General features: G+C 60.6%; 21 protein-coding genes. 7 read left to right on the top strand and 14 right to left on the bottom strand.

What is annotated here, in order from left to right; translation table 11 throughout:
- Positions 1-98 precede the first annotated feature (98 nt).
- Together IP81_RS21315 and IP81_RS20475 are read left to right on the top strand one after the other, a co-directional pair.
- A complete protein-coding gene (locus tag IP81_RS21315; protein ID WP_054108603.1) occupies positions 99-377 on the top strand; it encodes a class I SAM-dependent methyltransferase in 279 nt (92 codons plus the stop codon).
- A complete protein-coding gene (locus IP81_RS20475) occupies positions 374-541 on the top strand; it encodes a hypothetical protein (protein ID WP_157573220.1) in 168 nt (55 codons plus the stop codon). The genes IP81_RS21315 and IP81_RS20475 overlap by 4 nt, the downstream gene beginning before the upstream one ends.
- On the opposite strand, the gene IP81_RS13850 is transcribed toward IP81_RS20475, so the two are convergent.
- From IP81_RS13850 to IP81_RS13830, 5 genes are all read right to left on the bottom strand, one after another.
- Positions 531-3,185, bottom strand: coding sequence for a TonB-dependent receptor (locus IP81_RS13850; protein WP_054108602.1), 2,655 nt, complete (start codon positions 3,183-3,185; stop codon positions 531-533). The genes IP81_RS20475 and IP81_RS13850 overlap by 11 nt on opposite strands.
- A 96-nt stretch (positions 3,186-3,281) precedes the next feature.
- Positions 3,282-4,211: a helix-turn-helix domain-containing protein gene (locus tag IP81_RS13845; RefSeq protein WP_054108601.1), complete on the bottom strand. Its 930-nt coding sequence runs from the start codon at positions 4,209-4,211 to the stop codon at positions 3,282-3,284.
- Between the two features lie 238 nt (positions 4,212-4,449).
- Complete coding sequence (locus IP81_RS13840; protein ID WP_054108600.1) at positions 4,450-5,559, bottom strand: NAD(P)-dependent alcohol dehydrogenase; 1,110 nt, start codon at positions 5,557-5,559, stop codon at positions 4,450-4,452.
- Positions 5,560-5,620: 61 nt separating this feature from the next.
- On the bottom strand, positions 5,621-8,284 hold the full coding sequence (locus IP81_RS13835) for a TonB-dependent receptor (RefSeq protein WP_054108599.1): 2,664 nt from the start codon (positions 8,282-8,284) through the stop codon (positions 5,621-5,623).
- A 127-nt stretch (positions 8,285-8,411) separates the two neighbouring features.
- Positions 8,412-9,341, bottom strand: a complete 930-nt coding sequence (locus IP81_RS13830; RefSeq protein WP_054108598.1) for an AraC family transcriptional regulator — start codon at positions 9,339-9,341, stop codon at positions 8,412-8,414.
- A gap of 107 nt (positions 9,342-9,448) precedes the next feature.
- Here IP81_RS13830 and IP81_RS21310 point away from each other — a divergent pair, with 107 nt between their 5' ends.
- Genes IP81_RS21310 through IP81_RS20470 form a run of 3 tightly spaced genes read left to right on the top strand, consistent with a single transcriptional unit; the run spans position 9,449 to position 11,042 of the window.
- Positions 9,449-10,117 carry an SDR family oxidoreductase gene (locus IP81_RS21310; RefSeq protein WP_157573218.1) on the top strand — a complete coding sequence of 223 codons (669 nt, stop codon included), beginning with the start codon at positions 9,449-9,451 and terminating at the stop codon, positions 10,115-10,117.
- A complete protein-coding gene (locus IP81_RS13820) occupies positions 10,114-10,869 on the top strand; it encodes an enoyl-CoA hydratase/isomerase family protein (RefSeq protein WP_054108596.1) in 756 nt (251 codons plus the stop codon). Before IP81_RS21310 ends, IP81_RS13820 begins: the two co-directional genes overlap by 4 nt.
- On the top strand, positions 10,866-11,042 hold the full coding sequence (locus tag IP81_RS20470) for a hypothetical protein (RefSeq protein ID WP_157573216.1): 177 nt from the start codon (positions 10,866-10,868) through the stop codon (positions 11,040-11,042). Before IP81_RS13820 ends, IP81_RS20470 begins: the two co-directional genes overlap by 4 nt.
- Here IP81_RS20470 and IP81_RS13815 read toward each other — a convergent pair.
- From IP81_RS13815 to IP81_RS13800, 4 genes are all read right to left on the bottom strand, one after another.
- Complete coding sequence (locus tag IP81_RS13815) at positions 11,039-11,539, bottom strand: hypothetical protein (RefSeq protein WP_054108595.1); 501 nt, start codon at positions 11,537-11,539, stop codon at positions 11,039-11,041. The genes IP81_RS20470 and IP81_RS13815 overlap by 4 nt on opposite strands.
- Positions 11,536-11,835 carry a type II toxin-antitoxin system RelE/ParE family toxin gene (locus tag IP81_RS13810; RefSeq protein WP_054108594.1) on the bottom strand — a complete coding sequence of 100 codons (300 nt, stop codon included), beginning with the start codon at positions 11,833-11,835 and terminating at the stop codon, positions 11,536-11,538. The genes IP81_RS13815 and IP81_RS13810 overlap by 4 nt, the downstream gene beginning before the upstream one ends.
- Positions 11,832-12,092, bottom strand: coding sequence for a CopG family ribbon-helix-helix protein (locus IP81_RS13805; protein ID WP_054108593.1), 261 nt, complete (start codon positions 12,090-12,092; stop codon positions 11,832-11,834). The genes IP81_RS13810 and IP81_RS13805 overlap by 4 nt, the downstream gene beginning before the upstream one ends.
- 69 nt (positions 12,093-12,161) lie before the next feature.
- Complete coding sequence (locus tag IP81_RS13800; protein WP_054108592.1) at positions 12,162-13,139, bottom strand: quinone oxidoreductase; 978 nt, start codon at positions 13,137-13,139, stop codon at positions 12,162-12,164.
- A 292-nt stretch (positions 13,140-13,431) separates the two neighbouring features.
- Between IP81_RS13800 and IP81_RS21535 the strand changes: the two genes are divergently transcribed.
- Positions 13,432-13,557 carry a hypothetical protein gene (locus IP81_RS21535; RefSeq protein WP_255352430.1) on the top strand — a complete coding sequence of 42 codons (126 nt, stop codon included), beginning with the start codon at positions 13,432-13,434 and terminating at the stop codon, positions 13,555-13,557.
- Between the two features lie 28 nt (positions 13,558-13,585).
- Here the strand turns inward: IP81_RS21535 and IP81_RS13795 are convergent, their stop codons facing one another.
- The gene (locus IP81_RS13795; RefSeq protein WP_054108591.1) at positions 13,586-15,250 is read right to left on the bottom strand and encodes an EAL domain-containing protein; all 1,665 of its coding nucleotides are present in this window, start codon (positions 15,248-15,250) and stop codon (positions 13,586-13,588) included.
- The gene (locus IP81_RS13790) at positions 15,250-17,391 is read right to left on the bottom strand and encodes an ATP-binding protein (protein WP_082356182.1); all 2,142 of its coding nucleotides are present in this window, start codon (positions 17,389-17,391) and stop codon (positions 15,250-15,252) included. Before IP81_RS13790 ends, IP81_RS13795 begins: the two co-directional genes overlap by 1 nt.
- A 120-nt stretch (positions 17,392-17,511) precedes the next feature.
- Between IP81_RS13790 and IP81_RS13785 the strand changes: the two genes are divergently transcribed.
- Positions 17,512-18,996: a HAMP domain-containing sensor histidine kinase gene (locus IP81_RS13785; RefSeq protein ID WP_054108589.1), complete on the top strand. Its 1,485-nt coding sequence runs from the start codon at positions 17,512-17,514 to the stop codon at positions 18,994-18,996.
- 119 nt (positions 18,997-19,115) lie between these two features.
- Here the strand turns inward: IP81_RS13785 and IP81_RS13780 are convergent, their stop codons facing one another.
- From IP81_RS13780 to IP81_RS13770, 3 genes are all read right to left on the bottom strand, one after another.
- Positions 19,116-21,356: a TonB-dependent receptor gene (locus IP81_RS13780; protein ID WP_054108588.1), complete on the bottom strand. Its 2,241-nt coding sequence runs from the start codon at positions 21,354-21,356 to the stop codon at positions 19,116-19,118.
- A gap of 88 nt (positions 21,357-21,444) precedes the next feature.
- On the bottom strand, positions 21,445-22,839 hold the full coding sequence (locus IP81_RS13775; protein WP_054108587.1) for a TolC family protein: 1,395 nt from the start codon (positions 22,837-22,839) through the stop codon (positions 21,445-21,447).
- Positions 22,836-23,942: an efflux RND transporter periplasmic adaptor subunit gene (locus tag IP81_RS13770; RefSeq protein ID WP_054108586.1), complete on the bottom strand. Its 1,107-nt coding sequence runs from the start codon at positions 23,940-23,942 to the stop codon at positions 22,836-22,838. Before IP81_RS13770 ends, IP81_RS13775 begins: the two co-directional genes overlap by 4 nt.
- Between the last annotated feature and the right edge of the window lie 2 nt (positions 23,943-23,944).

Genomic DNA, 23,944 nt, shown 5'->3' with positions numbered 1-23,944 from the left:
GATGTGAAGGTGGGTGCAAACTATGACGTGGGCCTGTTCGCCACGGTTGGCAGCCCAAGCGCGTCCTGGATATCGGTTGCACCGTAGGGCACAATGCGGTGCCGATTGCGCAGGCCTATCCGGACGCCGAAGTGATCGCGATTGATACGGCGGGGCCGACCTTGCGCTATGGCGCGGCGCGCGCGGCGGGGCTGGGCGTCAAGACCATCACGTTCGTTCAGGCCAATGGCGAGGACTTGTCACCCTATCCCGACAATCACTTTGATTGGGTGCAGACCACGATCTTCCCGCCATTGCCCGAGGGTGAGGCTGAAGATCTCGGCCGCGCGGCGGTGCGGAATGCCTATGCCGCGCGGAAAAAGGAGTTAGCGGCATGACTGAGAGTATAGACTGGATCGCCCGTTCGCGCGCGCGCACCGGCATAATCCTGCTGCTGCCACTAGGCCAGATCCGGTGCAGGAAGCCGCGCTTGGGTGCGTGCGGCCTTCCCTTAAAATGCGGGGCCGACATTGCTGTCGGCCCCTTGATGGTCAGAATGTAAAGCCCATCCGCACGTACCATTCGCGCGGGCGATTGAAGCTGCCGTAGTGGGCACCTGCGGCGTCATTGGCAGCACCGTTAATCAGGAATCGCTGGTTGACGAGGTTGGTGCCGCCAACAGTCAGATCCCAGCGTTTGCCTGGTTCACGATAGGTAATATTGGCGTTGACGATGTCCGTTGCGGGACGGCGCAACGAGAGGTAGCGGGCCACATCATTCCAGACTTCAGTACGATGCGTCCAATCCCCCATGATCACCAAAGACCCGCCATTGCCCAGCGCCGTTTCGTAACGAGGGCTGACGTTGACCGACCAATTTGCCGTCTTTGGCAATTGGCTACCGACTGAAGCACCTGCCCGGAAGCCGGGGATTGGCCCGGACGTGCGCTGTACGCTTGGCAAAAGTTCGGTGAACTGGGCATCAAGATAGCCGATTGCGGTGTTGATGGTGAGGCCGCGTACCGGGGCAATAACCGCTTCGACTTCAAAGCCCTTGATCCGCGCCGTACCCGCATTGTCAATCACCGGGGAGGGGCCATCCTGCTGGTTAAGCTGGATATTCTGGTAATTGGTCGAGAACGCCGCAACGTTGAGTTGGAGGCGGCGGTCAAACAGGGTTGATTTGAAGCCCACTTCCCATGTTTCGGCGATTTCCTCGTCAAAGGTTGGCGCGACGTTGCCTTGCGGGTTGGACAGGCGGGTCGTCCATCCCCCTGTCTTGTAGCCTTCAGAATAGTTGCCGTAGACCATGACATCGTCGTTCGGGTACAACTGGACACCCACCCGAGGCGCGAAGTTCGAGAACGTCCTGCGGTTTACGCCAGCGGGGTACAGGCGGACCGGGTTGCTGGGATCCGGGAACCCAAGCGCTGTCAAGCAGTTCGCGCCACCTGCCGAAACGGGCGGCTGCAGCGGGTGGTTACCGAAGGGATTAATCGTGCCATCGGGTGTGGCGCAATTGAAGAACTTGTAACTGCCGCCGTTCAAATCGCGCTGACCGCCTTCGAACTCTTTGTTTTCTCTGGTGTAGCGCCCGCCGACGGTGAAGCTGATCCAATCCGTCAATTTGTAATCGACTTGCCCGAAGAAGGCATAGTTGTTGGTGTCAAAAGTATTTACGCCCGCAGCCTGCAGCAGCCCTTCGTTGAACACGACGTTGCTTTGCAGGTCGCCCGATTCCTCGAAGTAGAAACCGCCCAGAACGAAGTTCAGTTTGCCGTCGAGCAGGTTGTTGCCCAGCAATTGGACTTCCTGGCTGACCTGTTCCTGGTTTTGCGAGAAGGTCAGTTCAAGAATGCTGAGGGGAGAGCCGTCAACATCGGTTCCGCCGGTCCAACTGGTTTTGCGGAACGCCGAGATCGATTTCAGCATGATGTTGTCCGTCACGTCATAATCGAGCGTTCCGGCTACACCCCACGCTTGGAGGCGGTTGGCTGAAGGACCGGTGGCGTAACTCGTATCCGGATTGCCGGTGATGAAACGGCCGTCCCATGGCAAACGGTTGTTGGTGGGATCGGCGTCGACGTTGACGCTGGCAAGCGACGACAGGAGGCGGCCGGAATCAAGGTTGGTTCCGCGCGCGCCGCAGATGTTGCCTGCGCCGCGTGCCGCGATTTGTTCGGGGGTTGATCCGATACAGAAGTTGTAGAGACCGGCAAACAGCATGCCGTTCTGTGGATTGCGCGGATTGATCCCGGTGCCCGGGAACGGGTTAGTTGGCGCAAACGGGCCATTGGGCACCAAGGGCGTCGCCAGAATCGAGTTATTCTGGGCTGAGGTATTTTGATTGCTATAGTCGCCCGCCAATGTGGCGCGGAATTTGCCACCATTATCCCAGCGCAGCTTACCACGCATGCTGACGTTGTTATCGTCGCTTTGGCGGCTCGAATTCGAGAAATCGACATGGCGGAAAGAACGGAAGTTGTCCGAATTCGAAATCGCGCGCATTTCGGCAGGGGTGCCATTGTATTCTATGCGGCGCTGGAAGCCGCTGCGGCTGGTGACAGCGCCGGTAACCGAAGCGCCAAGGCCTTCGGCCAGCGGCAGGTCAATTGTAGCGCGTGCGCGGAACAGATCGAAGCTGCCGGTCGTCAGATCGCCGGTAACCTTGAATTCCTTGCCGGGGTTATGCGTGACGATCGAGATGGCACCACCGATGGTGTTGCGGCCAAACAGCGTGCCTTGCGGGCCTTTGAGAACTTCGATGCGCTCAACATCCGGCAAGTCCTGATTGGCGCCGACTGTGCGGGCAAGGAATACGCCATCAAGATAGATGCCAACGCCGGGATCGATGTTGAAGGCGAAGTCATCCGAACCGATACCGCGTATCGTGGCAGAGAGGATAGCAGATGAACCTGAAAATGGCGTCCCGCCATCAAGGTTGACGTTTGGTGCCAAGGCACTGAGTGCGGCTATGTCGACTACGGCGCGTTCACGCAGGTTATTGCCAGAAAACGCCGTGATCGCAATTGGCACGTCTTGCACGTTCTGGTCACGCTTTTGCGCGGTGACGATGATGGCCTCGATGCCGCCGTCATTGCTGGCTTGTTCAGCCGCTTGCTCGCTTTGCGCAAAGGCTGATGTTGGCAGGGCAAGTGTGGATGCAGCAAGCGCAAGTGCGCTCACCGATTGAAACCGGACTTTCATGCAGAACCTCCCATAGTTATGTCCCATAACTGTAAGGGGGTTGAGCCGGTCCTGCTTGTCTGTCCGCGCAGAAAGCCAACGAGTCTAAAACAAAAATCAGTTCAAGCTGCGATAGCGTGATGGCGTCGAGCCGAACATTTTCTGGAAGCGCCGGGTGAAATGCGCCGAGTCGGCAAAACCGCATTCCATTGCGATGGCGGTGATCTTTTTGTGCGGTTCGGCCAAAAGGCGCTGCGCGGAGGTATGCAGCCGGCGCCGCATGATCATACCACCCAAAGTCTCGCCGACGCTGCTGGCTGTGGCTTGCAAAGTGCGCAATGGCACACCCATTTCGGCTGCGATCCACGATGGGTCGAGATCACAGTCGCCAATGCGTTCGGCGATCAGAATTTCGGCTTGGGCCAAAAGGCGGTTGCCATGAGATTGCGTGATTTCGCTGCTGCCCTCAAGGCAAGCGGCAATCATGTGGGTCAGGATCGTTGCGTGCATTTGCGCATGGGCAGGCGGCATTTCTGCGCCAGCCTCTTGCCATAGTGACGACATGTAGCGCTGCACCAGGCGCGTCCCGACGAGCTTGCCGGATATCGGGCGTGCCAGATGCTCATCAATTTGCGGAAGATGGGCGACAAGGGCGGCGCGATCCAATTCCACGACCATCACTTCATGCGCTTGATCGGAGGCGAAGCAATAGAATTCTTCGGCCGCGCAAACGACCATATCGCCTTCGTACAGCTCTATTTGGCGGCCCCGTTGCTCGAACAAGGCGCGGCCACGCGTGAGCAAGTGTGCCACAAGCGATTGGTGTATCGGCCCGTTCCCATCGCGGGCCTTGCGCCGGAAGGTGGCAGGGGGGGAATTGGATTTGACCAGTTTCAGATCACCAAGTTCCCACACCACTATTTTGGCATCGAACTGGTTGGTGTTTGAATCGAAGGTCATGCCCTGAACCGCCGCGCTGATCAGGTCGTTCCAATAATCGAGCCGTTCCGCTGGCGGGAACGTGCGCGTGCTGAGCACCTTGAACATGCCTTTATCGCCCGTCAGTTTACCTCTTTCGGGCAATTGTTGCGAGCCATAGCAGTATTGCCAAGCGGACCTTTGGGTATATGTTGCTGCGCCACATCGGATTGTTAATGTTGCAGATTTATCTATTTGTTTATATTATATATTTTCGCGTTTTTCGGGCAATGCGGCAATGATTTTTTACAATTGTACACCCCCGATCCCTTCCGACTGGCAGGAGGGACGGGGGTATTTGTGTCCATCAGAACCGCACGATCGGCTTAACGACTTTGCCGGTCTCCCCCGCTTCAATCGCGGCACCAAGTTCGGCAAAATCGAAGTATTCGACAAGGCGATCAAACGGGAAGCGGCCAGCGCGGTAGTGTTCGATCAGTTCGGGGATGAAGACTTTCGGATTGGCGCTGCCTTCCACCACGCCGCGAATGACGCGGCCTCCGCCCATGATGTGCGTCGTATCGGCCTGCACCAGGGTGCCGGGGGCATAAGCACCGACCAGCGCGATTTCGCCGCGTGGCGCCAGAGCCAATATTGCATCGTTGACGAGGCCTACGATGCCGGTGGTGTCGATGATATAGTCGAACCCGGCTGGGCAGCCTGCCTGCTTGGCGAGTTCTGCAAAATCGCCGTTATCGCTGCGCAAACCGTGGGTCGCGCCCAATTGCTGGGCGAGCGCGATGCGGGTATCGTTGATATCAATGGCCACGATGGTTGCGGCATCGGCAATACCGGCTGCCATGATGGCGGACAGACCTACCGCGCCAACGCCGATCACCGCAACGCTGGAGCCTGCGCGCACGCGGCATGCATTGAGCACGGCACCTGCGCCGGTTTGAATGCCGCAGCCCAAGGGGCCGAGCAGTTCGAGCGGCAGGTCCTTGATCACTTTGACCGCGTTGCGCTGGTTTACCACGGCGTGGGTGGCAAACGAGGATTGGCCAAAGACATGGCTGTGAACCGCAGTACCGCTGGCATCGGTCAGCGAGGTAGAACCATCGCCGCGCGCGCCGAAGAAGTTGAGCGGAACCCATGCGTGACAGTAGGCCGGTTCGTGATCATCGCACGAAACACACGCGCCGCAAGACATGAAGCTGAGCACGACATGATCGCCGACGACCAGATCGGCGACGGCGCTGCCAACCGCGCGGACAATGCCTGATCCTTCATGGCCGAGCACGACCGGCAGCGGCACGGGCAGATAGCCATCGCGCATGACCATATCGGTGTGGCAAATGCCGACACCGCGCATCTCGATCAGCACTTCATCGGCGCGGGGGTCTTCTAGCGTCACGGCTTCGATAGCGGCAACTGCACCCGCTTTGCGCAGCACAGCAGCTTTGGCTTGTGTGGCCATCTTGGTTGTCTCTCTTGGAAAAGGAATTGAGGCCCGGCATTGCTGCCGGGCCTCAAGTTGATCAGAAGTTGAAGCCCATCCGGACGTACCATTCACGTGGCCGGTTGAAGCTGCCGAAGTGGACGCCGGCTGCATCGTTGGCACCAGCGGATACCAGGAAGCGCTGGTCGACAAGGTTGGTACCGCCGACGGTGAGGTCCCAACGCTTGTCAGGTTCACGATAGGTGATGCTGGCGTTGACGATGTCCGTCGCAGGACGACGCAGCGACAAGTACCGGGCCACATCGTTCCACACTTCGGTACGGTGCGTCCAGTCAGCCATCGCGACAATCGAACCGCCATTGCTCAGTTCGAGTTCGTAGCGTGGGCTGAGGTTGATCGACCAGTTGGCGGTCTTGGGCAGCTGGCTGCCGATCAAAGCACCGAGACGGACGCCGGGGATGGCGCCAGCCACGTCGGGGCGTTGGACGCTGGCCGACAGGTCGGTGAACACAGCATCCAGATACCCGATTGCGGCGTTGATCGTGAAGCCCTTTACCGGAGCGATAACGGCTTCGGCTTCGACGCCCTTGATGCGCGCGGTACCGGCATTGTCGATGGTTGGCGAAGTGCCGACCTGCTGGTTCAGCTGCACATTGCGGTAGTTGGTGGTGAAGGCAGCGACGTTAAGTTGCAGGCGACGGTCGAGCAAGGTCGACTTGAAGCCCAGTTCCCAAGTTTCGGCGATTTCTTCGTCGAAATCAGGAGCAACATTGCCTTGCGGGTTGGTCAGGCGCGTGGTCCAGCCGCCGGTCTTGTAGCCTTCGGAGTAGCTGCTGTAGACCATGATGTCGTCGTTCGGATAAAGCTGCACGCCAACCTTTGGCGCGAAGTTCGAGAACGACCGGCGGTTTACACCGGGAACGTAGATCCGGACAGGATTGGTCGGATCGGGGAACGAGAGCGCGGCAAAGCATGGCGGGCCACCGGCGGCAACGGGTGGAGCCAGCGGGAAGTTGCCGAACGGTGCAATCGTGCCAGCAGCGTTGGAGCAGCCGAACAGCTTGTAGTTGCCGCCGTTGAGATCTTGCTGACCGCCTTCGAACGCCTTGTTTTCCTTGGTGTAACGACCGCCAACGGTGAAGCTGATCCAATCGTTTACGCGGTAATCAACCTGGCCAAAGAACGCATAGTTGTTGGTGTCAAAGTCGTTCGGACCATCGACTTGCAGCAGGCCTTCGTTGAACACCACGTGATCGCGAAGGTCCCCGGTTTCCTTGAAGTAGAAACCACCGAGCACGAAGTTCAGCTTGCCGTCTAGCAAGTTGTTGCCCAGCAACTGGACTTCTTGGCTAACCTGTTCCTGGTTTTGCGTGAAGGTCAGTTCCAGAATGCTTAGCGGCGAACCGTCAAGATCCGAACCAGCGGTCCAGTTGGTCTTGCGGAAAGCCGAGATCGACTTGAGCATGATGTTGTCGGTCACATCATATTCAAGGTTTCCGGCAACACCCCAAGCCTTGAGCTTGTTCATCGTAGGACCGGTTGCAAAGCTGCGGTCAGGATCGCCGGTGATGAAGCGGCTATCCCACGGCAGACGATCGTTGGTCGGATCGGCATCGACGTTGACGCCAGCCAACGCTGGCAGCAACCCGCCCGGATTCACGCTGGTGCCGCGTGCGCCGCAGATGGCCGTTGCGCCGCGTGCTGCGATCTGCGCAGGGGTAGAACCGATACAGAAGTTGTAGAGGCCAGCAAACAATACGCCGTTCTGTGGGTTGACCGGGTTGATGCCGGTGCCCGGGAACGGGTTTGTTGGTGCAAACGGGCCGTTGGGTACCAATGGCGTCTTGAGCAGCGAGTTGTTCTGGCCTGACGAATCCTGGTTGGTGAAGTCGCCCGAAAGGGTGGCGCGGAACTTGCCGCCATCATCCCAGCGCAGCTTGCCGCGCATGCTGACGTTGTTGTCCGCGCTCTGGCGGGTCGAGTTCGAGTAATCCGCGTGGCTGAACGAGCGATAGCTGGTCGAGTTCGAGATCGCGCGCATTTCGGCAGGTGTGCCGTTATAGGCAACGCGATGCTGGAAGCCGCTGCGGGTCGTGACAGCACCGGTGACCGAAGCGCCAAGGCCTTCGGCAATCGGCAGGTCAACTGTGGCACGCGCGCGGAACAGGTCGAAGCTGCCGGTCGTCAGATCGCCGGTGACCTTGAATTCCTTGCCGGGGTTGTGGGTGACGATCGAGATCGCGCCACCGATGGTGTTGCGGCCGAACAGAGTGCCCTGTGGCCCCTTGAGAACTTCGATGCGCTCAACGTCTGGCAAGTCCTGGTTGGCACCCACGGTGCGTGCAAGGAACACGCCATCGACATAGATGCCAACGCCGGGATCGATGTTGAACGCAAAGTCGTCCGAACCAATGCCGCGGATCGTGGCCGAAAGCACAGCCGACGAACCCGAGAACGGCGTGCCGCCATCGAGGTTGACGTTTGGCGCCAGAGCGCTGAGGGCCGAGATGTCGATCACGGCGCGTTCGCGCAAGTTGGTGCCGGCAAACGCGGTGATCGCGATTGGCACGTCCTGGACGTTCTGGTCGCGCTTTTGCGCGGTAACGATGATTTCCTCGATGCCGCCTTCATCAGCAGCTTGCTCTGCCGCAGACTGGTCCGCTTGGGCGAAAGCGTGCGTTGGCAGGATGAGAATGGATGTGGCGAGCGCAAGCGTGCTCACCGATTGAAATCGGACTTTCATGCAGAACCTCCCATAGTTATGGCCCATAGCATAATGCGCATGGAGGCGGCCAAGCTTGTCTCTACGCGCAGATATGCCAACAAACGCGCAGAGCGTTGTGGAGCGCAGTGCTTTATGGGAGGGGAGGTTAATTCAAAGTTCGGTAACGACTGGGGGTTGACCCCAACATTTGCTGAAAACGCCGTGCAAAATGCGCGGAATCGGCAAAGCCGCATTCCAGCGCAATCGCGGTGACGGTGCTTTGCGGTTCAGCCAGCAGCCGCCGTGCGGCATAATGCAGGCGCTGGCGCAGGATCATGCCGCCTAGCGTGAGCCCTGCGCTTGCCGTGGCTGCTTGCAGCGTCCGCAAAGGCAGGCCGAGCGCTGCTGCGATTCGCGAGGGGCTAAGATCGAAATCGCCCATGCGTTCGGCGATCACGCTTTCCACTTGCGCCAGAATGCGGTGCCCGTGGGTTTCGGTGGTGGTGGCGCTGCTTTCAAGGCAGGCGGCAATCATATCGCCAAGGATCGTGGCGTGCATTTGCCAATGGTCGGCGGGCATATCGGCGCTGGCCTCTTGCCACAGCGATGACATGTAGCGGTGCACCAGCCGCGTTCCGGGCAATTTGCCAGAGACTTTGCGCGCGACGAGATCATCGATCTGCGGCACGCGGGTGGCGAGAGTGGCACGGTCAAATTCCACCACCATCATTTCATGCATTTGATTGGCATCGAAACAATAGGCGTCTTCGGCGGCACAAACGACCATATCGCCTTCGCCCAGTTCGACGCGGCGGCCACGCTGTTCGAGCATGGCCTGGCCACGCGTGAGCACGTGCACGATCAGCGACTGCTGTGTTGGCAAGGTTGCGCTATTGGCATGACGCCGCACGATTGCAGGCGGCGACGAGGGTTTGACCATTTGCAGGTCACCCAATTGCCACACGGCCAATTTGGCATCAAAGCGGCTACGATCTGAATCAACCGTCATGCCCCGATAGGTCGACCCGATCAGGTCATTCCAGTAATCGAGCCGTTCCATCGGGTGGAACTGGTGCGTGCTGAGCACTTCGAACATGGCTTTTTCCGCCTGACAGTCTGCATCTCTCTATCAAATGTTACAAGATATAGCAGTTTATGCCAAGCGGACTTTTGCGTCTAGCCTAGTTGCGTTAGTCTGCCGTCTTGCGCGCAAGACCTGCAATAGGATCGGAGGCCATAAGAGGATCGCTGGCCGCCAGCATCGCCAGCCAGTCTTGGCGGCATGCCGGTGACGGCAAATTACGCTATGTGCTGCCCCACGAGATAGACCGTGGTTTCAAACACGGCATGGTCGGGCTGACGCAGGCAAGTGCGATTGAACTGGGCACCCACGGCATCACCGTGAACGCGGTGTGCCCCAATCATGTAACCACCGCGCTGGGCCACGAACCGGTCAGCCTCGGCTATCGCTGGGTTCACCAGTTCCGTATGGACGAGGCGGGCTTTGCCTACCACATGGACGCCTTTTCGGGCGACGTTTCGTTCTGGGGCTGTGATACCGTGCCCGGAAAACCACTTGCCATCGTGCCGCATCAGGTGGATTCCAATGATATGAAAATGTGGACCGATCAGGCATTTGGCCCCGAACAGTGGCTGGCCCATGCGTTGCGCAGTTTCGATCAGGTGTTGCGCGAAGGGCGCGAGGGGAACCCCAAAATGATGAGCCTTGGATTGCATTTGCGGATTATTGGACGCGCCGGAAGGATCGGGGCGCTGGAGCAGTGTCTGGCCCATGTGCGCCAACATGATGACGCGTGGATCGCCACGCGCCACCAGATTGCGCAAGCCTTGGCCGCGGTTGATCCGGCATGACGCTGCGTCTGGAAACAAACGGGCCGGTTGCGCACCTGCTGATTGACCGCGCGGACAAGCGCAACGCCTTTACCATCGCGATGTGGCAATTGCTGCCCGAATTGCTGGCGCAGGCGGCGGCTGATCCGGCGCTTCGCGTGCTGGTCGTAAAATCGGCGGCGGGCGGCGCTTTTTGTGCAGGCGCAGATATTGCCGAGCTGCTGGCGAACAAGGACGCCGCCGATTGGCGCGCGGAAAACCAGAAGGCGATCAACCGCGCGCAATATGAATTGACGCGCTTTCCTTTGCCCACGGTGGCGATGATCGAGGGCGATTGCGTGGGCGGCGGCTGTGGGATTGCGCTGGCCTGCGACATACGCGTGGCGGGGCCAAAGGCGCGCATGGGGATCACGCCTGCCAAGCTGGGGCTGGTCTATCCGCTGCACGATGTGAAGCTGCTGACCGATCTGGTGGGGCCGGGGCAGGCGCGGCGGATGCTTTATACCGGCATGTTGCTGGGTGCGGATGAGGCGCTGGCGGTTGGCTTGGTCGAAGAACTGGCCGATGATCCCGGCGCACTGGTGGCGCAATTGGTGAGCGCATCGCCGTTCTCTACACAAGCGATCAAGGGCTTTGTCCGCAACGTGCTCGACGGGCAGGTGGCCGATGATGCGGAGAGTTTGCACATTTTCGCCTTGGCGTTTGAAGGCGCGGATTTCCATGAGGGCACGACCGCGTTTGTCGAAAAACGCAAACCTGTCTTCGGCCGATGATCCAGCGCGGAACGATCTTGTGCTGTACGATCACTGTGCCCGATCTGGACGCCTGCGCGGTGGAATGGATTGTGCCGCCTGCGCTGCGCGAGGGCGCGCTTTATGAAGGGCGGCGTTCTGGCACCGCGCACGGGGCGGCGGGGGAACTGGTGGAATTGGGTGAGGCGGGTTAGCCCTGTTTGTCGATGATGATGTGCGGATAGGCGCTCTGCAATTGTTCGGCCCAGCTATCGCAGGGCCACGGGACCAGTTCTTCGTCAAAGAAGGCCAGCCGTTCGCCATCCTCGCCCATCAGGCTGAGAGTCATGCCATCATCCTGAATGATCCGAATGCTGGTGATGCGCGAGGGATGGATGCTGCCCATATCCCCCTCGCTGCGTGATGTGCGGTTTTTCCACCAGACCAGATCGCCCGTTCGCGCATCCATCGCATAGCCTCGGCGCGGATTGACCCACAATTGGCCCAGCGCCATCGCGGTCACGCCCCAGCCCATGATCCCGGCAAGCGGCACCAGCCAAGGCGCACATTCCCGGCCTGATTCATCGCAGTTCTTCTGCGGATCAACGGTGTAAGCACCGAAGATAAACGCCGCGCCGATTAGCAGTGCGACCCAGAATATCACCCCTTTGCGGGCCGAGCGTTCATAGGACGATGGCGGGGTGGTGGTCACTCCGGGTATCCGACTTGCGGCCAATCGCGCGAAGTGTGGATCACTTGCAGGATCGTGACAGTGGTGGCGTTGTCGCCCAGCGTGTAAACGATGATGTAGGGCAAGCGAGTGACAGATTTTTCGTAAGTGCCATTGATGCGGCCGGGGTGACCGGTGGCGAACAGGGCGAGGGCATTGCCGGTTTCGCGCAACCGCTGCGATACCCGGCGCGCGGCTACAGGATTATCCCTGGCGATATAGACGACCTGGGATTCGATATCGTCAAGTGCGGCATCCGACCATTGAACACGCTTCATGCAGCGTGTTTACTCTGCGCGGCTGCAATGGCGGCATCGATCCTGTCCATCGCTTCTTCATGCGGGGTGACGCGGCCTGCTTGCAGGTCGGCGAGGCCGCGTTCGATGCCTTCGATGATCGCGAGTTCGCGTTCGACATAGGTGGCCACCGCCTCGCCCGCGAGGTATGACCGGCTGCGCTTGGTGGATTGCGATAGGCGGGCCAATTGTTCTTGCACGGCCAGAGGCACGCGGATCGTCATGGTGGTGGTGGTCATCGGCGGGGCCTTTGTGTGTGCTTGTGTACATTATCGCACAAGCGCGCACATTTGCCAATGGGCGGTTTGTCAGACCACCAGCACGGTTGATCCCGTGGTGCGCCGTGCTTCAAGATCGGTGTGGGCCTGCGCCACATCGGCCAGCGCGTAAGTCTGGCCGATGGTGACATCAAGCGTGCCATTGGCGATCAGGTCCCATACGCGGGCGGCCCCTGCGGCGCGCTCGGCGGGGTCTTCGTAATAGTGGTAGAGCATCGGGCGGGTGTTGAAGAGCGAGCCCTTCTGCGCGAGCACGCCGAGGCTGATGCCGGTAACCGGGGCAGACGCATTACCATAGCAGACGATCAACCCGCGCTTGCCAGTGGAATCGAGGCTGGCCTCCCAGGTATCAAGCCCGACGCCATCGAACGTGACACGCACGCCAGCGCCTTGGGTTAACTCGCGCACGGCAGGCGCAACGGCATCGCTGCTGTAATTGATCACATGATCGGCCCCGGCGGCGCGGGCGGCGTCGGCCTTGGCTTCGGTAGAGACGGTGCCGATCACGGTTGCGCCTACATGCTTGAGCCATTGCACCAGAAGCAAACCAACCCCGCCCGCCGCCGCGTGGACCAGCACGGGCATACCTGCTTGCACATGAGCGCAGCGTTCGACGAGGAATTCGGTGGTGCAGGCCTTGAGGATGGCAGCGGCGGCAGTTTGATCGCTGATCGCATCGGGCAGCTTGAACAGGTTGGCGGCGGTATAAATGCGCGCAGTGGCATAAGCGCCAAGGTCCGGCCCGAAGCTGGCGACGCGATCACCCACGGCAAGGCTGGTGACGCCTTCGCCCACCGCAACGAAGCGTCCGGCAGCTTCGACGCCAAGGCCTGAAGGCAGCGCCATCGGATAGATCCCGCGCCGGTGATAGGTATCAATCATGTTAAGGCCGACAGCGGTTTGTTCGACCATGACTTCACCGGCAGCAGGGGCGGGCAAGGTAACATCGATCCATTCGATCACTTCAGGACCACCGGTGCGGGAAAGGCTGACAACGCGGGCTTGCATGGGGGTGCTCCTGTGGGATCGGAAAGTTGCGTCCCGCTTTAGCGCGCGCCTTGGTCGCTTTCAAATAGGGCCTGGACAGCGGTGGGGATGGTTTGGCGCAAAGCCGCGCAGGCGTTCAGTCTGCGGGTGTCGGTGGTGCTTGCGCTCGCCATGCTTGCCACGATGCTGCGCTGGAGATGACTTGATGATCCATATCGCACTTTTCGCAGCCTTTGCCCTGGCAGTCGCGCCTCCGGCATAGGCGCAGCCAGAACTTGCGCCGCTACAAGTTTGGCCAAACAGTGTGCCGTCGATGAAAGGTTGGCCCGGCCTTGCCGACGTGCCGGTGCAGGAAGAACTGCGCGAGAATGGTGAGCAGGTTTTCAACGTAACCGTGCCAACGCTGCAACCGTTCCTGCCCGCTCCGGCCAAGCCCTGACCCTACCTGTCCACACTGCGGATAGAGTTTACCTCCCGCGCAGCCACGCGCGATATTCATCGAAGCGGACGGGGCGCGAGATGATGTAGCCTTGCAGGGTATCGCAAGCGTTGAGCGCGAGCCATTGGCGCTGCGATTCCAGCTCGACGCCTTCGGCCACAGTTTCCATGCCCAATGTGCGGGCAATGCCGATGATGCCCAAGACGATGGTCTGTTCAGGGCCTGCCTCTGCCACGCGGGTAACGAAGCTGCGATCGATCTTGATCGTATCAATCGTGCAGTTTTGCAGGTGCGAGAGCGAGGAATAGCCGGTGCCGAAATCATCGAGCGCCACAGTGATGCCGCGTGCGTGCAGCGCTTGGATGATGGCTTGGGCGGCGACCGGATCGGTCAGCACCGAGGTTTCGGTGACTTCGACTTCGAGCAGGCTTTCGTCCGCACCGCATTCGCGAAAGATGCAGGCGATCCGTTCGGGCAGGTTGGCATTGAATTCCGATGCGCCGATGTTTACCGCAAGTCGCGCAGGCATGCCATCGCGCACCAGTGCGATCTGGGCCAGCGCGGTTTGTTTCAGCACCCAATCGGTGACGTGCGGCAACAAGCCTGCGCTTTCAAGCACCGGAATGAACATGGCAGGCGACAAGTGGCCCAGCAGCGGGCTTTCCCAGCGCACCAGCACTTCGCCCGAACGCGGCAGGCCGGTTCCGGCATCGACTTTGGGCTGGAAGTGAACGTGCAACTCGCCCTGATCAATCGCGCCGACCAGTTCGGAACGGATGGCCCCGGCAAGGCGCAATTCGCTCAGCTCCGGCCCTTCGAGACAGAGCAGCCGCGCGCCGCCTTCGCGCTGGAGCAGGCGTGCGGATTCGCGCATCCGGTCTATCAGTGCGGCAGGGGTCTCGTCGCTGCCGGTTTGGCCAAGCACGATGGAATGGGTGATGCAGGCCGATGCGGCAGGCGAAAAGCGATCCCGCAACCGGATTTGGACAAGCGGTTCCAGTTTGGTTTGCAGGGAGCCGGAATTCTGTCCGGCATCCGGCATCACCGCCAGCCAGACGTGGGGTTGCAAGCGAAAGGCTTGGCAGTGCCCCTGCCGAGCAAGGCGCAGGATCAAGCGGTTGGTGCGTTTGGCATCGGAGGCATCAAACCGGTGGGCCAATTCGGACTGGTTATCCAGTTTGATGACGGCAAGCGCGGTGCCGACAGGCTGCGTGGCCAGAAATGCGATCATTTCGTCATAGCCGGGCACCAGTGGTGCTGCCTCAAGACTGGCGGCGTTGCGCGTAGCGGCTTCGCGCTGGGCGGCATTGCGCAAATGGCTTTCCACCGACGCGATCAGCAGATCGAAATCAACCGGCTTTACCAGATAATCGTCCGCGCCTGCCTTGCGGCCGTGAATAGCGGTTTCGCGATCACCAAATGCGGTAAGGAACACGAACGGGACATGGGCCATCGCATCGGTGCGTGCGCGCAACTTTTCCAGCAATTGTAACCCGTTCATGCCCGGCATCTGCATATCGCAGATGATCAGATCGGGTGCGCCTTTATCAATGCAAGGCAGCGCCAGTTCGGCGCTGGCAGCCTGATCCACCCGAAAACCGTGATCGGCCAGTTCATCGGCAATATCGCGCAGGATTTCCGGTTCGTCCTCGATACACAGGACTTTGAACTGCTGAGGCGAATAGACAGACATTATGCAGCTTCCCACAATTCGGTAACAGTGGCGCGGGCCAAAGGCAGGCTGGCGGTGACGGTGGTGCCGGTGCCGGTTCCGGTTCCGGTTCCGGCGACGGAATTGATGGCGAGCAATCCGCCATTGGCATCGAGCAAGGTGGTGGCGAGATAGAGCCCTGTACCCGCACCCGGAACAGCGGTGCTATTTGACCCCCGGTAAAAGCGCTCGCACACCATCGGCAATTCATCGGCGGGTATGCCCGATCCGTGATCGGTGATCGTGACCGCGCACCTGTCCCCTTCCACCGTGGCCTTGACCGTGATGGGCGAGCCTTCAGGAGAATAACGGCAGGCATTTTCGACAATGGCCGAAAGCGCGGTGTGCACCAGCGTGCGATCAGCATAGATGGCGGCGCGTTCCGCGTCCCCGTCGACAGCGATATCGACTGCGCGGTTGCCTTGCGCGGATGCGACCGCTTGGCGGACGAGCGGCCCGAAGGCGACGGAGGCGGGTTTGCAGGTGGTTTCGCCGTCTTCCATCCGCACCAGTTGCATCGCGCTTTGCATAACATCGCCGATCCGGGCCGCCGCGCGGCGGATCATGTCGGAGCGTTCGATCACGGTTTCCTCGGTCAGCCGCGCGGCGCGTCGTTTGAGGATCTGGCCCGAGCTATCGATCACCGTCAGCGGCGTGCGGAATTCGTGGCTGAGGATATTGATGAAGCGGCGCTGTCCGGTGGTGACGCGGCGCTCGCTATCCAGCGCGCTGCGCATCAGGTCTTCCTGATCGACGATCTTGCGGTGTGCAGCGCCCAGACTTTGCCCCATCGCCACGAGCCGGTCGGCAAGGCTATCGATTTCGTTGACACCGCATTGCGGCGCTGCGTGATCATATTCGCCTGCGCCGATGCGGTTCATCACGGTTTCCACCGCCAGCAAAGGCCGGGCCACGCGTTCGCCCATCACCTGTGCGCGCCACAGCAGGAAGGCAAAGAATGCTACATAGAACAGCAGCAGGATCACCAGCATGATGAAACCCACCTTGATGAGCTGATCGTGTAACATGTTGGCATCGGCAAAGATGGCAGAGGCAGGCGCGACGACGACCAGTGTCCAACCCGGACCGGTCACTTTGGCATTGGCAGCCAGCATTTCGCGGCCATTGAAGCTGACCCGGCTGATTCCCTGCCTGCCCTTGGCCACGGCATCGGCCAGACCCTTCAGGCGGGGGTGGCGGGCGATGTTGAATTGTTCGGGCTTGAACGTGTCGGAGGCGATGATTTGCTCATAACTATGCTTTTTAAGCTCGGTAAGGCCCAAATCCTTTTCGCCTGTCGGGGGTAATGCCAAGATAGTGCCATCGCGCCCAACGAGCATCGCATAGCCTTGCCACGGCAGGTTCAACGCCAGAATACGGTCGATGATCGTATCAACCGTCAGGTCCAGACCGATGACGGCTTCCAGCTTATCGCCTGCATAAACCGGCGCAATGGCCGATACCATCCAGCCCGAGCCTGCTGGATCAATGTACGCATCGGTCCACACCACTTTACGCTGCGGGTTATGCTTGGCGTCGGCCTCGTAATAGAAATTGTACGACGGGATGCTCATGCCCGGCGCATATTGTTTGGTCACATCAATATAGGGATAGATCCGATTATAGCTGTCCCACGTGTTCAAATAGACTTGCTGGATTAATGGCGATGCCGATTTGAGATGGCGCATCGTGTGATCAAGCCGGGCGGTGCGCCATACTTTGTCTTTCTGCTCCGCACCAATCGGGTAGACACCGCTGTAGAAGCTGGCGGTATCATCTGCGCCGCCACGCGATGTGTAAAACACCCCATCTGCTGACATGCGATGGCGGGCCTGTTCGGCAGGTGATGCGCTGGCAGGCCGTTTGAGTGCCTCGCCGGTTTCAGCGGCAAACACTTTGGCGAGGCCCTCGACGCTGGATAGCGTAGCTTCAATATTGGCCGCTTCGCGCGCGGCAATATCGGCAAGGTAGTTTTCCGAAAGACGGCTGACGGTTTCCACGTTGCGTTCATACGTGAAGTTACCCGTTGCCCAGTAACTCGCCAAAAAGCCCAGTTCGATTAGGCAAAGCGGAATGACGGCAGTGCGAAGATAAGACGCGCCCAGCCAGCGCGCCAAGGGCACCTGCTTCAACTGGCTGGAACGAGAGGATATTGCGAGCACCTGCACACCGACTTTCAACTTGCATCCGGATATCGCCGGAAATTGCTAAGTTAGTGTTGTGGGGGCGTAGCGAATAACACCATGAACCGAGCGCAGCAGCCTTGTTATACCCCTGTTGCGCCACTGCCGCCCGGCCATGGCGAGGCATTGGCGTTGCTGGGGCTGATTGACCGGGCGCTGTGGATTTACGATTTCGATAAAACCCGGATCGTATGGGCCAATGCGCAAGGCCTGGCCTTCTGGCAGGCGCACAGCGTTGCCGAACTGGCCGCCCGCGATTTCAATCCGGTGGGTCAGGGCACAGCCGAACGGCTCGGGAACTTGCGCGTCGCTTTGGGTGCAGGTGGCGGCACGCGTCATGAAAACTGGACCTATTTTCCCGGAGGAGAGCCCTGTTCACGCGAATGCCGCATTTCCGCTGTCAGTCTGGAAGACGGGCGGTTGGCGATGCTGGTTGATGCCGGAACAGGCACTTTTGAAAGAAGCGCGCTGCCGCCCGATTTTACCTATGAACTGCGAGCCATTGCCGCCGTGCGCCAATCCCCGCTGATGATTTCGCTATGCACCCACGAGGGCCAGTGGTTGATGCACAACCCGGCTGCCGAAGCGCTGGTGAACCGCTTGAGCCTTATCAATCTGCCCGGTTTCGATAACTTTCTGGCGATGTTTGCCCATCCGGCCGAGGCTGCGGCGTTGCGCAGCAAGGCCCTCCAGAAAGGTTCGGCGCACGGCATCCAGCAGATGGCCGGGAATACCTTGCGTTTGCACCAGATCACCTTGCGACGTCTGAATGATCCGGTGACCGGCAGGCTTTCGCTACTGCTTTCACAACAGGATGTGACCCGCGCCCAACGGCTTGAGCGACGTTTGAAAAAGGCGCTCGTGCGCGAAAAGGCGATGGTGGAAACGCAGCGCCTGTTCCTGTCGATCACGAGCCACGATTTCCGCACGCCATTGACGATCATTGATGGCGCAGCGCGGCGGATCGGGCGCATGGCGGGCAGCGATAGCGCGATTGCCGCGCGCGCCGATGCGATCCGCGCCACCGCCACACGTATGGCGCAAGCGGTCGACCGCACGCTGGGCTGGTCGTCTATTGCCGAGGGCAAAGTGGCCTTCCACCCCGAGCTGCTGGACATTGGTCCGCTGCTGGAAAAGGCCGTGGCCAGCCAGCGCACGCTGCATCCTGACAGGGCTTTTGTGATAGAACTGGGCGATGTGCCATCACTGCTGCTGGATGCAGGGCTGGTCGAACGCTCGCTCGACAATCTGCTTTCCAATGCGTTGAAGTATTCGCCGCAAGGCGCCAGCGTGGATGTGCGCTGCATCCGGCGGGGCAAGCGGGTGGAGCTTTCGGTGACCGATCACGGCATCGGCGTGCCCGCAGCAGACATGCGCCGCCTGTTTACGCGGTTCTTCCGGTCGGCCAATACCAAAGGCACCAAAGGCACCGGCATCGGGCTGAACGCAGTGAAATTCTATATGGGCCTGCACGGCGGAAAAGTGGCCGTGCGCAGTGTTGAAGGCGAAGGATCGACCTTTACGCTGGTTTTTCCGATCAGATAAGGTCGGGCTAAGCCCATCCCCCCTTCAACAAGCTAAGGATGAGCGGGAGGGGAGCGAGACTTGACGAGCCAAAGGCGAGTTTAGTCGCAGCGGGGTGGGCATTCCAACGCCATAGTCCCTTAAAATCCCCGCCGGATGCTGGCACCGAAGGTGCGCGGGGTGCCGACGTGGTTGTAATCAAAGCCAAAGCCCGACAAGTCGATGCGCGAGGTGAAGTAGGTCTGGTCGGTCAGGTTGCGGCCCCAGAGCGATAGCGTCCAATCGCCGCGCACCCAATCCATCCCGGCACCCAGCAGCGCATAACCGGGCTGGCGCAGGCGGGGGATATTGACGATTTCGAAGAACTGCGCCGAGGTATAGGCGGCATCCGCACGCAGGGTGACACTGCCGGTATCATCGGCCCAGACGGCATAGCTGATCCCGGCATTAGCGGTGAGCGATGGCGCGTTGGACAAGGTATTGCCCGCCACATCCAACCCGCTGATCGTGCCCTGTGTGGCGCGGGCGTGGAGCAGGCCCAGGCCCAGTTGCAGCGAGAGCCGGTCATCGGGCCGCGCCTCCACTTCGGCTTCGGCCCCGTAAATGCGCGACTTGTCGAGATTGACCAGCGTTTGTGTGGCGTCTGCGGCGTTGACCGAGAGGAACTGCTGGTTGCGATAGAGGTAGTGGAATCCTGTCAGCGACAGCGACAGGGCGCGTCCGCCCAGCTTGGCCCCTGCTTCAAATGAATCGATGGTTTCGGGCTTGGCCACGCCTGCTTCGGATGCGTCGAAAAAGGCCTGCGCGTTAAATCCGCTGGCGCGATAGCCTCGGCTGTAACTGGCAAACAGCAATGCGCCCCCTGCCAGACGGTGATCAATGCCCAACTTGCCCGACAGGTTGCTGGCGGCAAAGCGGCGGTCGGTTGGCGCGATCAGGGTGGTGACGAACTGGCCATCAACCCCGCGAATGGATGACGTCAGGCCCAGTTGCGCGCCGGTATCGCGGGTAAAGCGCAACCCCCCGCGCAAGGTGGTAGCATCGGAAAGCTTCCAGCGCGCATCGCCGAACAGTGCATAGCTGCGCTTGTCCTGATCGAACCGGTTGGAAATGACGCAGGCGAGCAGGCTGTCATTTGCGGTGCAATCATCCACATCGACGCGGCCATTGCCGTCCACGTCAAGGTCGGTCCAGAAGTTGAGGTCGGTAGCGTTGAACAGGTCTTCGCGGTGATAATGGCCGCCAAGGATCAGCGATAGCGCTCCGCCATTGTCATAAGTCAGCCGCACTTCTTGGCCGAATTGCGTACCGCGATCGGTATAGGGGATTTCAAGCGTGCGCCTGGGGCTGCCGTCGGTGTCTTCGGGCACGAACAGGCTGCCCTTGTCCCAGCCGGTGACCGTGGTGAGGGTGAGCGCATCGCCGAGTTTGAACGTGCCGGTCAGCGCCGCCGACCATGTGCGGGCATGGCGGCGAGGGGTGTAATTGGATTCAATCTCGCGGATGCCAAGGCCTTGGCGGAAATAGCTTTGCCCCGCGCCAAACGCTTCGTAAACGCCCGCGCCGACGCCATCTTCGCGCGGTTTGGAATAGTTGCCGTAATTGGTGGGGTTTTGCAGGCTGGTGGACAGGCGCAGCACCAGTTCGGCGCTGTCGGACGGTTGCCACAACAGCGAGCCGCGCACCCCGTATTCGCGCGTGCCCGAAAGGTTCGGACTACCGGGCAGGCGGTTGCGGAACCAGCCGTCAGCCCGCGCCGCCGTGAAGGCCACGCGCGCGGCCAACGTGGGGCTGATCACCACGTTGGCAGCGCCATTGGCTTCAACCCGGCCAAAATTGCCGATGCCTGCCTTGATATAACCCGAATTTTCAAACTCCGGCCGCGCTGCAAGGTAATTGATCGCGCCGCCCGTGGTGTTTTTGCCGTAGAGCGTGCCTTGGGGTCCGCGCAGCACTTCGATGCGTTGGAGATCATAGAGCGCAAGGCCGAGGAAGGCGAAATTGCCTTTGTAAACCTCGTCATAATAGACCGCCACGGGGCCTGCCTGATTGAGGCTGAAGTCTGACATCGAAACGCCGCGCAAAGCAAAGATCGGCGTGTTTTCACCCACCGTGGCGCTGAAGCGTAAGTTGGGGATGCGCATGGCCAGATCATCGGCCTGCGTCAGCCGCGCGGCATCAAGCGCTTCACCGCCCAGCACCGACAGAGAGAGCGGCACATCGGCTGCGCGTTCGGCCCGTTTTTGCGCGGTGACGACGATTTCGCCCGCCGGCTGTTCGGCCCCGTCAGGCGCTTGGGCCAAGGCCAAGCCCGGCGCAAATGCGATGGCGCTGGCGCTGATGGCCGCGCAAGTGCGCAGGGCCTTGAAACTGGCGAACATGAAGACTCCGGGATAAGGGAAGAGTTGGCTATAGATACCCGGACTTGCCAAGCTGTAAATCTGACAAGGCGTTTATCACTTAATGGGCTTAAATGCCCAATTGGCTGCGATCTGCCATGGCAGCAACCAGTTCGGCACGGGCCGCAGCGCTGCGGTAGATAGCGTCAATTTCGCGAATTGTAGCATCGGCCAAAGCTTCTTCGCGCAAGTTGACGATCAGGAAATCGCTCGCCCCCAAAGTATAGCGGCGGCGCTCGGCTGCAGCCATACGGCGGGCAAGCGCGGCTTCGTCGGTGGCAAGGGCGGCCAGCCGTTCTGCCCCGTCCATTTGTGTGCGCAAGTTGGCGATTTCCACGCCGACCTGCTCTTCGAGAAAGCGCAGGCGGATCGATAGCGCGTCTTGCTCTGCCGCCACTTCGGCGATGCGGCCCTTGGCAGCGCGCTGCTCCAGCGGCAGCGAAAAGCGCAGGCCGAACAGAGCCTCTCCGGGCGAGCGGGTGGGTGATCCGCTGCCGATGTCTTGCGATGCTTCGGCGCGCAAATCGAGGCGCGGGCGCAATTCGTTTTCGGCCATCCTTGCGCGAATGGTGTTCTGATCGATCCGCGCAATCAGGGCCTGAATATCGGGGCGGCCCGACATGGCTTCCTGCCGGTCCACCAGCCGGGGTTTGACGCCTTCGGGCATGTGCTGCGGCAGGCGTTTGGCATCGGGCACGACGGGTTGGCCCAGATCATCGCGCAGGAACAGCGACAGCGCGTTGGCAAACAGCGTCAGGTCCTGTTCGGCGCGCACCAGCAAGGCTTGGCGGCGCACGATATTCTGGCGGTTTTCCACGCTGAGGATAGCGGGCCGTGCGCCCAGTTCGATCTGCCGGTCAATCGAGGCCTGCCGCTCTTGTGCCAGATCGAACAGTTCGCGCAATGTGGCGACGCGCAAGCCTGCTGCGACCCAAAGCTGGTAGGCTTCAATCGCGCGGCGCTGTACGCCGATGGCGATCAGATCACGGTCCAGCGCGGCCAGATCGATATCCGCTTCGGCCAGTTCCCGCCGCCCGCGCCGTTCATCGATCATCCGGTCGCGCAATAGCGAGAACACCGCGCCGACGCGGACTTCGCCCAACTGGTTGGTTACCGATTTGCCATCATAACCGGCGAAGTTGCCGGACGATAAACGATAGCCGCCATAGATACTGCCACCATTGGTTTCGAGCGGACGCGTGGCGCGCACCTCGGTCAGCACGCCATCATAAAAACCCAGCGGGCGGGCCTGCGCTTCGGCATCGAATACCAGATCGAACTGGCCCTGTGCCGTGAGCGCCCGTGCATCGGCCTGCCGCTGCCGCGCCATGGCCTCAAGAATTTGCGGCGCGTGGGTGGAGGATGACCGCAGGACTTCCGCCAGCGTCAGTTCTGCGGCCCGGGCCGTAGGCGCAAGCAGCAGGGCCAGCATCAGGGCCAGCGCCATCCCCAATCGGCGGATCATTTCTCGTCCTCACCGTCGTCGCTATCGGCCTTCGCTTTGGTGGATTCCTTGTCATACATCGCTTTGGCCGCCGTGCCCTTGCGCGGACCGGTATCGACCGGTTGCGGAAATTCGAGCGGAAAGTCGTTCAACTGGCGCCATAGCTCGTAACCGATGGTGACGGTTTCCATCTGGATCCAGCCGCGTACCTTTGATCCGAGCAGCACGTAATTGTCTTCCGGCCATTTGGGCATACCGGGCATCGGTTCGACCAGCACGCGGAACAGGCCATTGGTCTGCGCGGACGGATCAACCGATCGCACGCGGCCATCGAACATGCCTTGGGCAACCGAAGGCCAGCCGCTGAACTGGATCGCGGGCCAGCCTTCAAAGTGCAGGCGCACCGGTTGTCCGCGCCGCACCAGCGCAACATCGCGGCCATCGACCAGCAGTTCGACCACGCGTTGCGCATTATCGGGCGCAAGCGTTGCCAGCCAATCACCAGCGCTGACCAATGTGGCCCCGGCGGCGGTGTTCAAGGACTGGATGCGGCCATCGTGAGGCGCGCGAACAAGCTGCGCCGATTGACGGCCCAGCGCGATATCCACTTTGCTCAGTTTCGCGCGCGCCTCAGCCAATTTGGCGGCGTGATCGGATACCTTGATCTGGGCGTTTTCCAGGTCCCGCCGTGCAGCAAGGCCTTCGGACAGCAATTCGCCCGAACGCCCGACATCGATCCGGGCCACGGTCATCGCCTGTTCGGCGGCGGCGATCTGTGCGAGCACTTGCGCCCGTTCGGCAGCGAGGCTGGTGAGCAGCGATGGGTCATTGTCGATGATCCGGGCAATCGGATCGCCTTTTTTCACCGACTGGCCATCCACCACGTACCATTTTTCGACGCGGCCGGGGACCAGCGCGGTCACCTGCTGGACGCGATCTTCGGGGTTCACCGCGATCACTTCGCCGCGTCCGGGCGCGGTTTGCACCCATTGGACCAGGAACAGAAACACGATGATCAGCGGGAAGCTGATGCCCAGCATCCAGCCCAGCGCCCGCGTGGCGCGGGGTACGCGCAAGCCGGACAAAGTGGTGAACGCAGCAACATTGCGAGGGACCGTAGCCATGG

The sequence above is a fragment of the Novosphingobium sp. AAP83 genome (assembly GCF_001295795.1).
Lineage (GTDB): Bacteria > Pseudomonadota > Alphaproteobacteria > Sphingomonadales > Sphingomonadaceae > Novosphingobium.
This window is presented reverse-complemented; position numbering and strand designations above follow the sequence as displayed.

What these genes read in the sequence shown, in the direction of transcription:
- IP81_RS20475 (WP_157573220.1), top strand. Translation starts at nt 374, where the DNA reads ATGACTGAGAGTATAGACTGGATCGCCCGTTCGCGCGCGCGCACCGGC.
- IP81_RS13850 (WP_054108602.1), bottom strand. Translation starts at nt 3,185, where the DNA reads ATGAAAGTCCGGTTTCAATCGGTGAGCGCACTTGCGCTTGCTGCATCC.
- IP81_RS13845 (WP_054108601.1), bottom strand. Translation starts at nt 4,211, where the DNA reads ATGTTCAAGGTGCTCAGCACGCGCACGTTCCCGCCAGCGGAACGGCTC.
- IP81_RS13840 (WP_054108600.1), bottom strand. Translation starts at nt 5,559, where the DNA reads ATGGCCACACAAGCCAAAGCTGCTGTGCTGCGCAAAGCGGGTGCAGTT.
- IP81_RS13835 (WP_054108599.1), bottom strand. Translation starts at nt 8,284, where the DNA reads ATGAAAGTCCGATTTCAATCGGTGAGCACGCTTGCGCTCGCCACATCC.
- IP81_RS13830 (WP_054108598.1), bottom strand. Translation starts at nt 9,341, where the DNA reads ATGTTCGAAGTGCTCAGCACGCACCAGTTCCACCCGATGGAACGGCTC.
- IP81_RS13820 (WP_054108596.1), top strand. Translation starts at nt 10,114, where the DNA reads ATGACGCTGCGTCTGGAAACAAACGGGCCGGTTGCGCACCTGCTGATT.
- IP81_RS20470 (WP_157573216.1), top strand. Translation starts at nt 10,866, where the DNA reads ATGATCCAGCGCGGAACGATCTTGTGCTGTACGATCACTGTGCCCGAT.
- IP81_RS13810 (WP_054108594.1), bottom strand. Translation starts at nt 11,835, where the DNA reads ATGAAGCGTGTTCAATGGTCGGATGCCGCACTTGACGATATCGAATCC.
- IP81_RS13805 (WP_054108593.1), bottom strand. Translation starts at nt 12,092, where the DNA reads ATGACCACCACCACCATGACGATCCGCGTGCCTCTGGCCGTGCAAGAA.
- IP81_RS13800 (WP_054108592.1), bottom strand. Translation starts at nt 13,139, where the DNA reads ATGCAAGCCCGCGTTGTCAGCCTTTCCCGCACCGGTGGTCCTGAAGTG.
- IP81_RS21535 (WP_255352430.1), top strand. Translation starts at nt 13,432, where the DNA reads ATGAAAGGTTGGCCCGGCCTTGCCGACGTGCCGGTGCAGGAAGAACTG.
- IP81_RS13795 (WP_054108591.1), bottom strand. Translation starts at nt 15,250, where the DNA reads ATGTCTGTCTATTCGCCTCAGCAGTTCAAAGTCCTGTGTATCGAGGAC.
- IP81_RS13785 (WP_054108589.1), top strand. Translation starts at nt 17,512, where the DNA reads ATGAACCGAGCGCAGCAGCCTTGTTATACCCCTGTTGCGCCACTGCCG.
- IP81_RS13780 (WP_054108588.1), bottom strand. Translation starts at nt 21,356, where the DNA reads ATGTTCGCCAGTTTCAAGGCCCTGCGCACTTGCGCGGCCATCAGCGCC.
- IP81_RS13775 (WP_054108587.1), bottom strand. Translation starts at nt 22,839, where the DNA reads ATGATCCGCCGATTGGGGATGGCGCTGGCCCTGATGCTGGCCCTGCTG.
- IP81_RS13770 (WP_054108586.1), bottom strand. Translation starts at nt 23,942, where the DNA reads ATGGCTACGGTCCCTCGCAATGTTGCTGCGTTCACCACTTTGTCCGGC.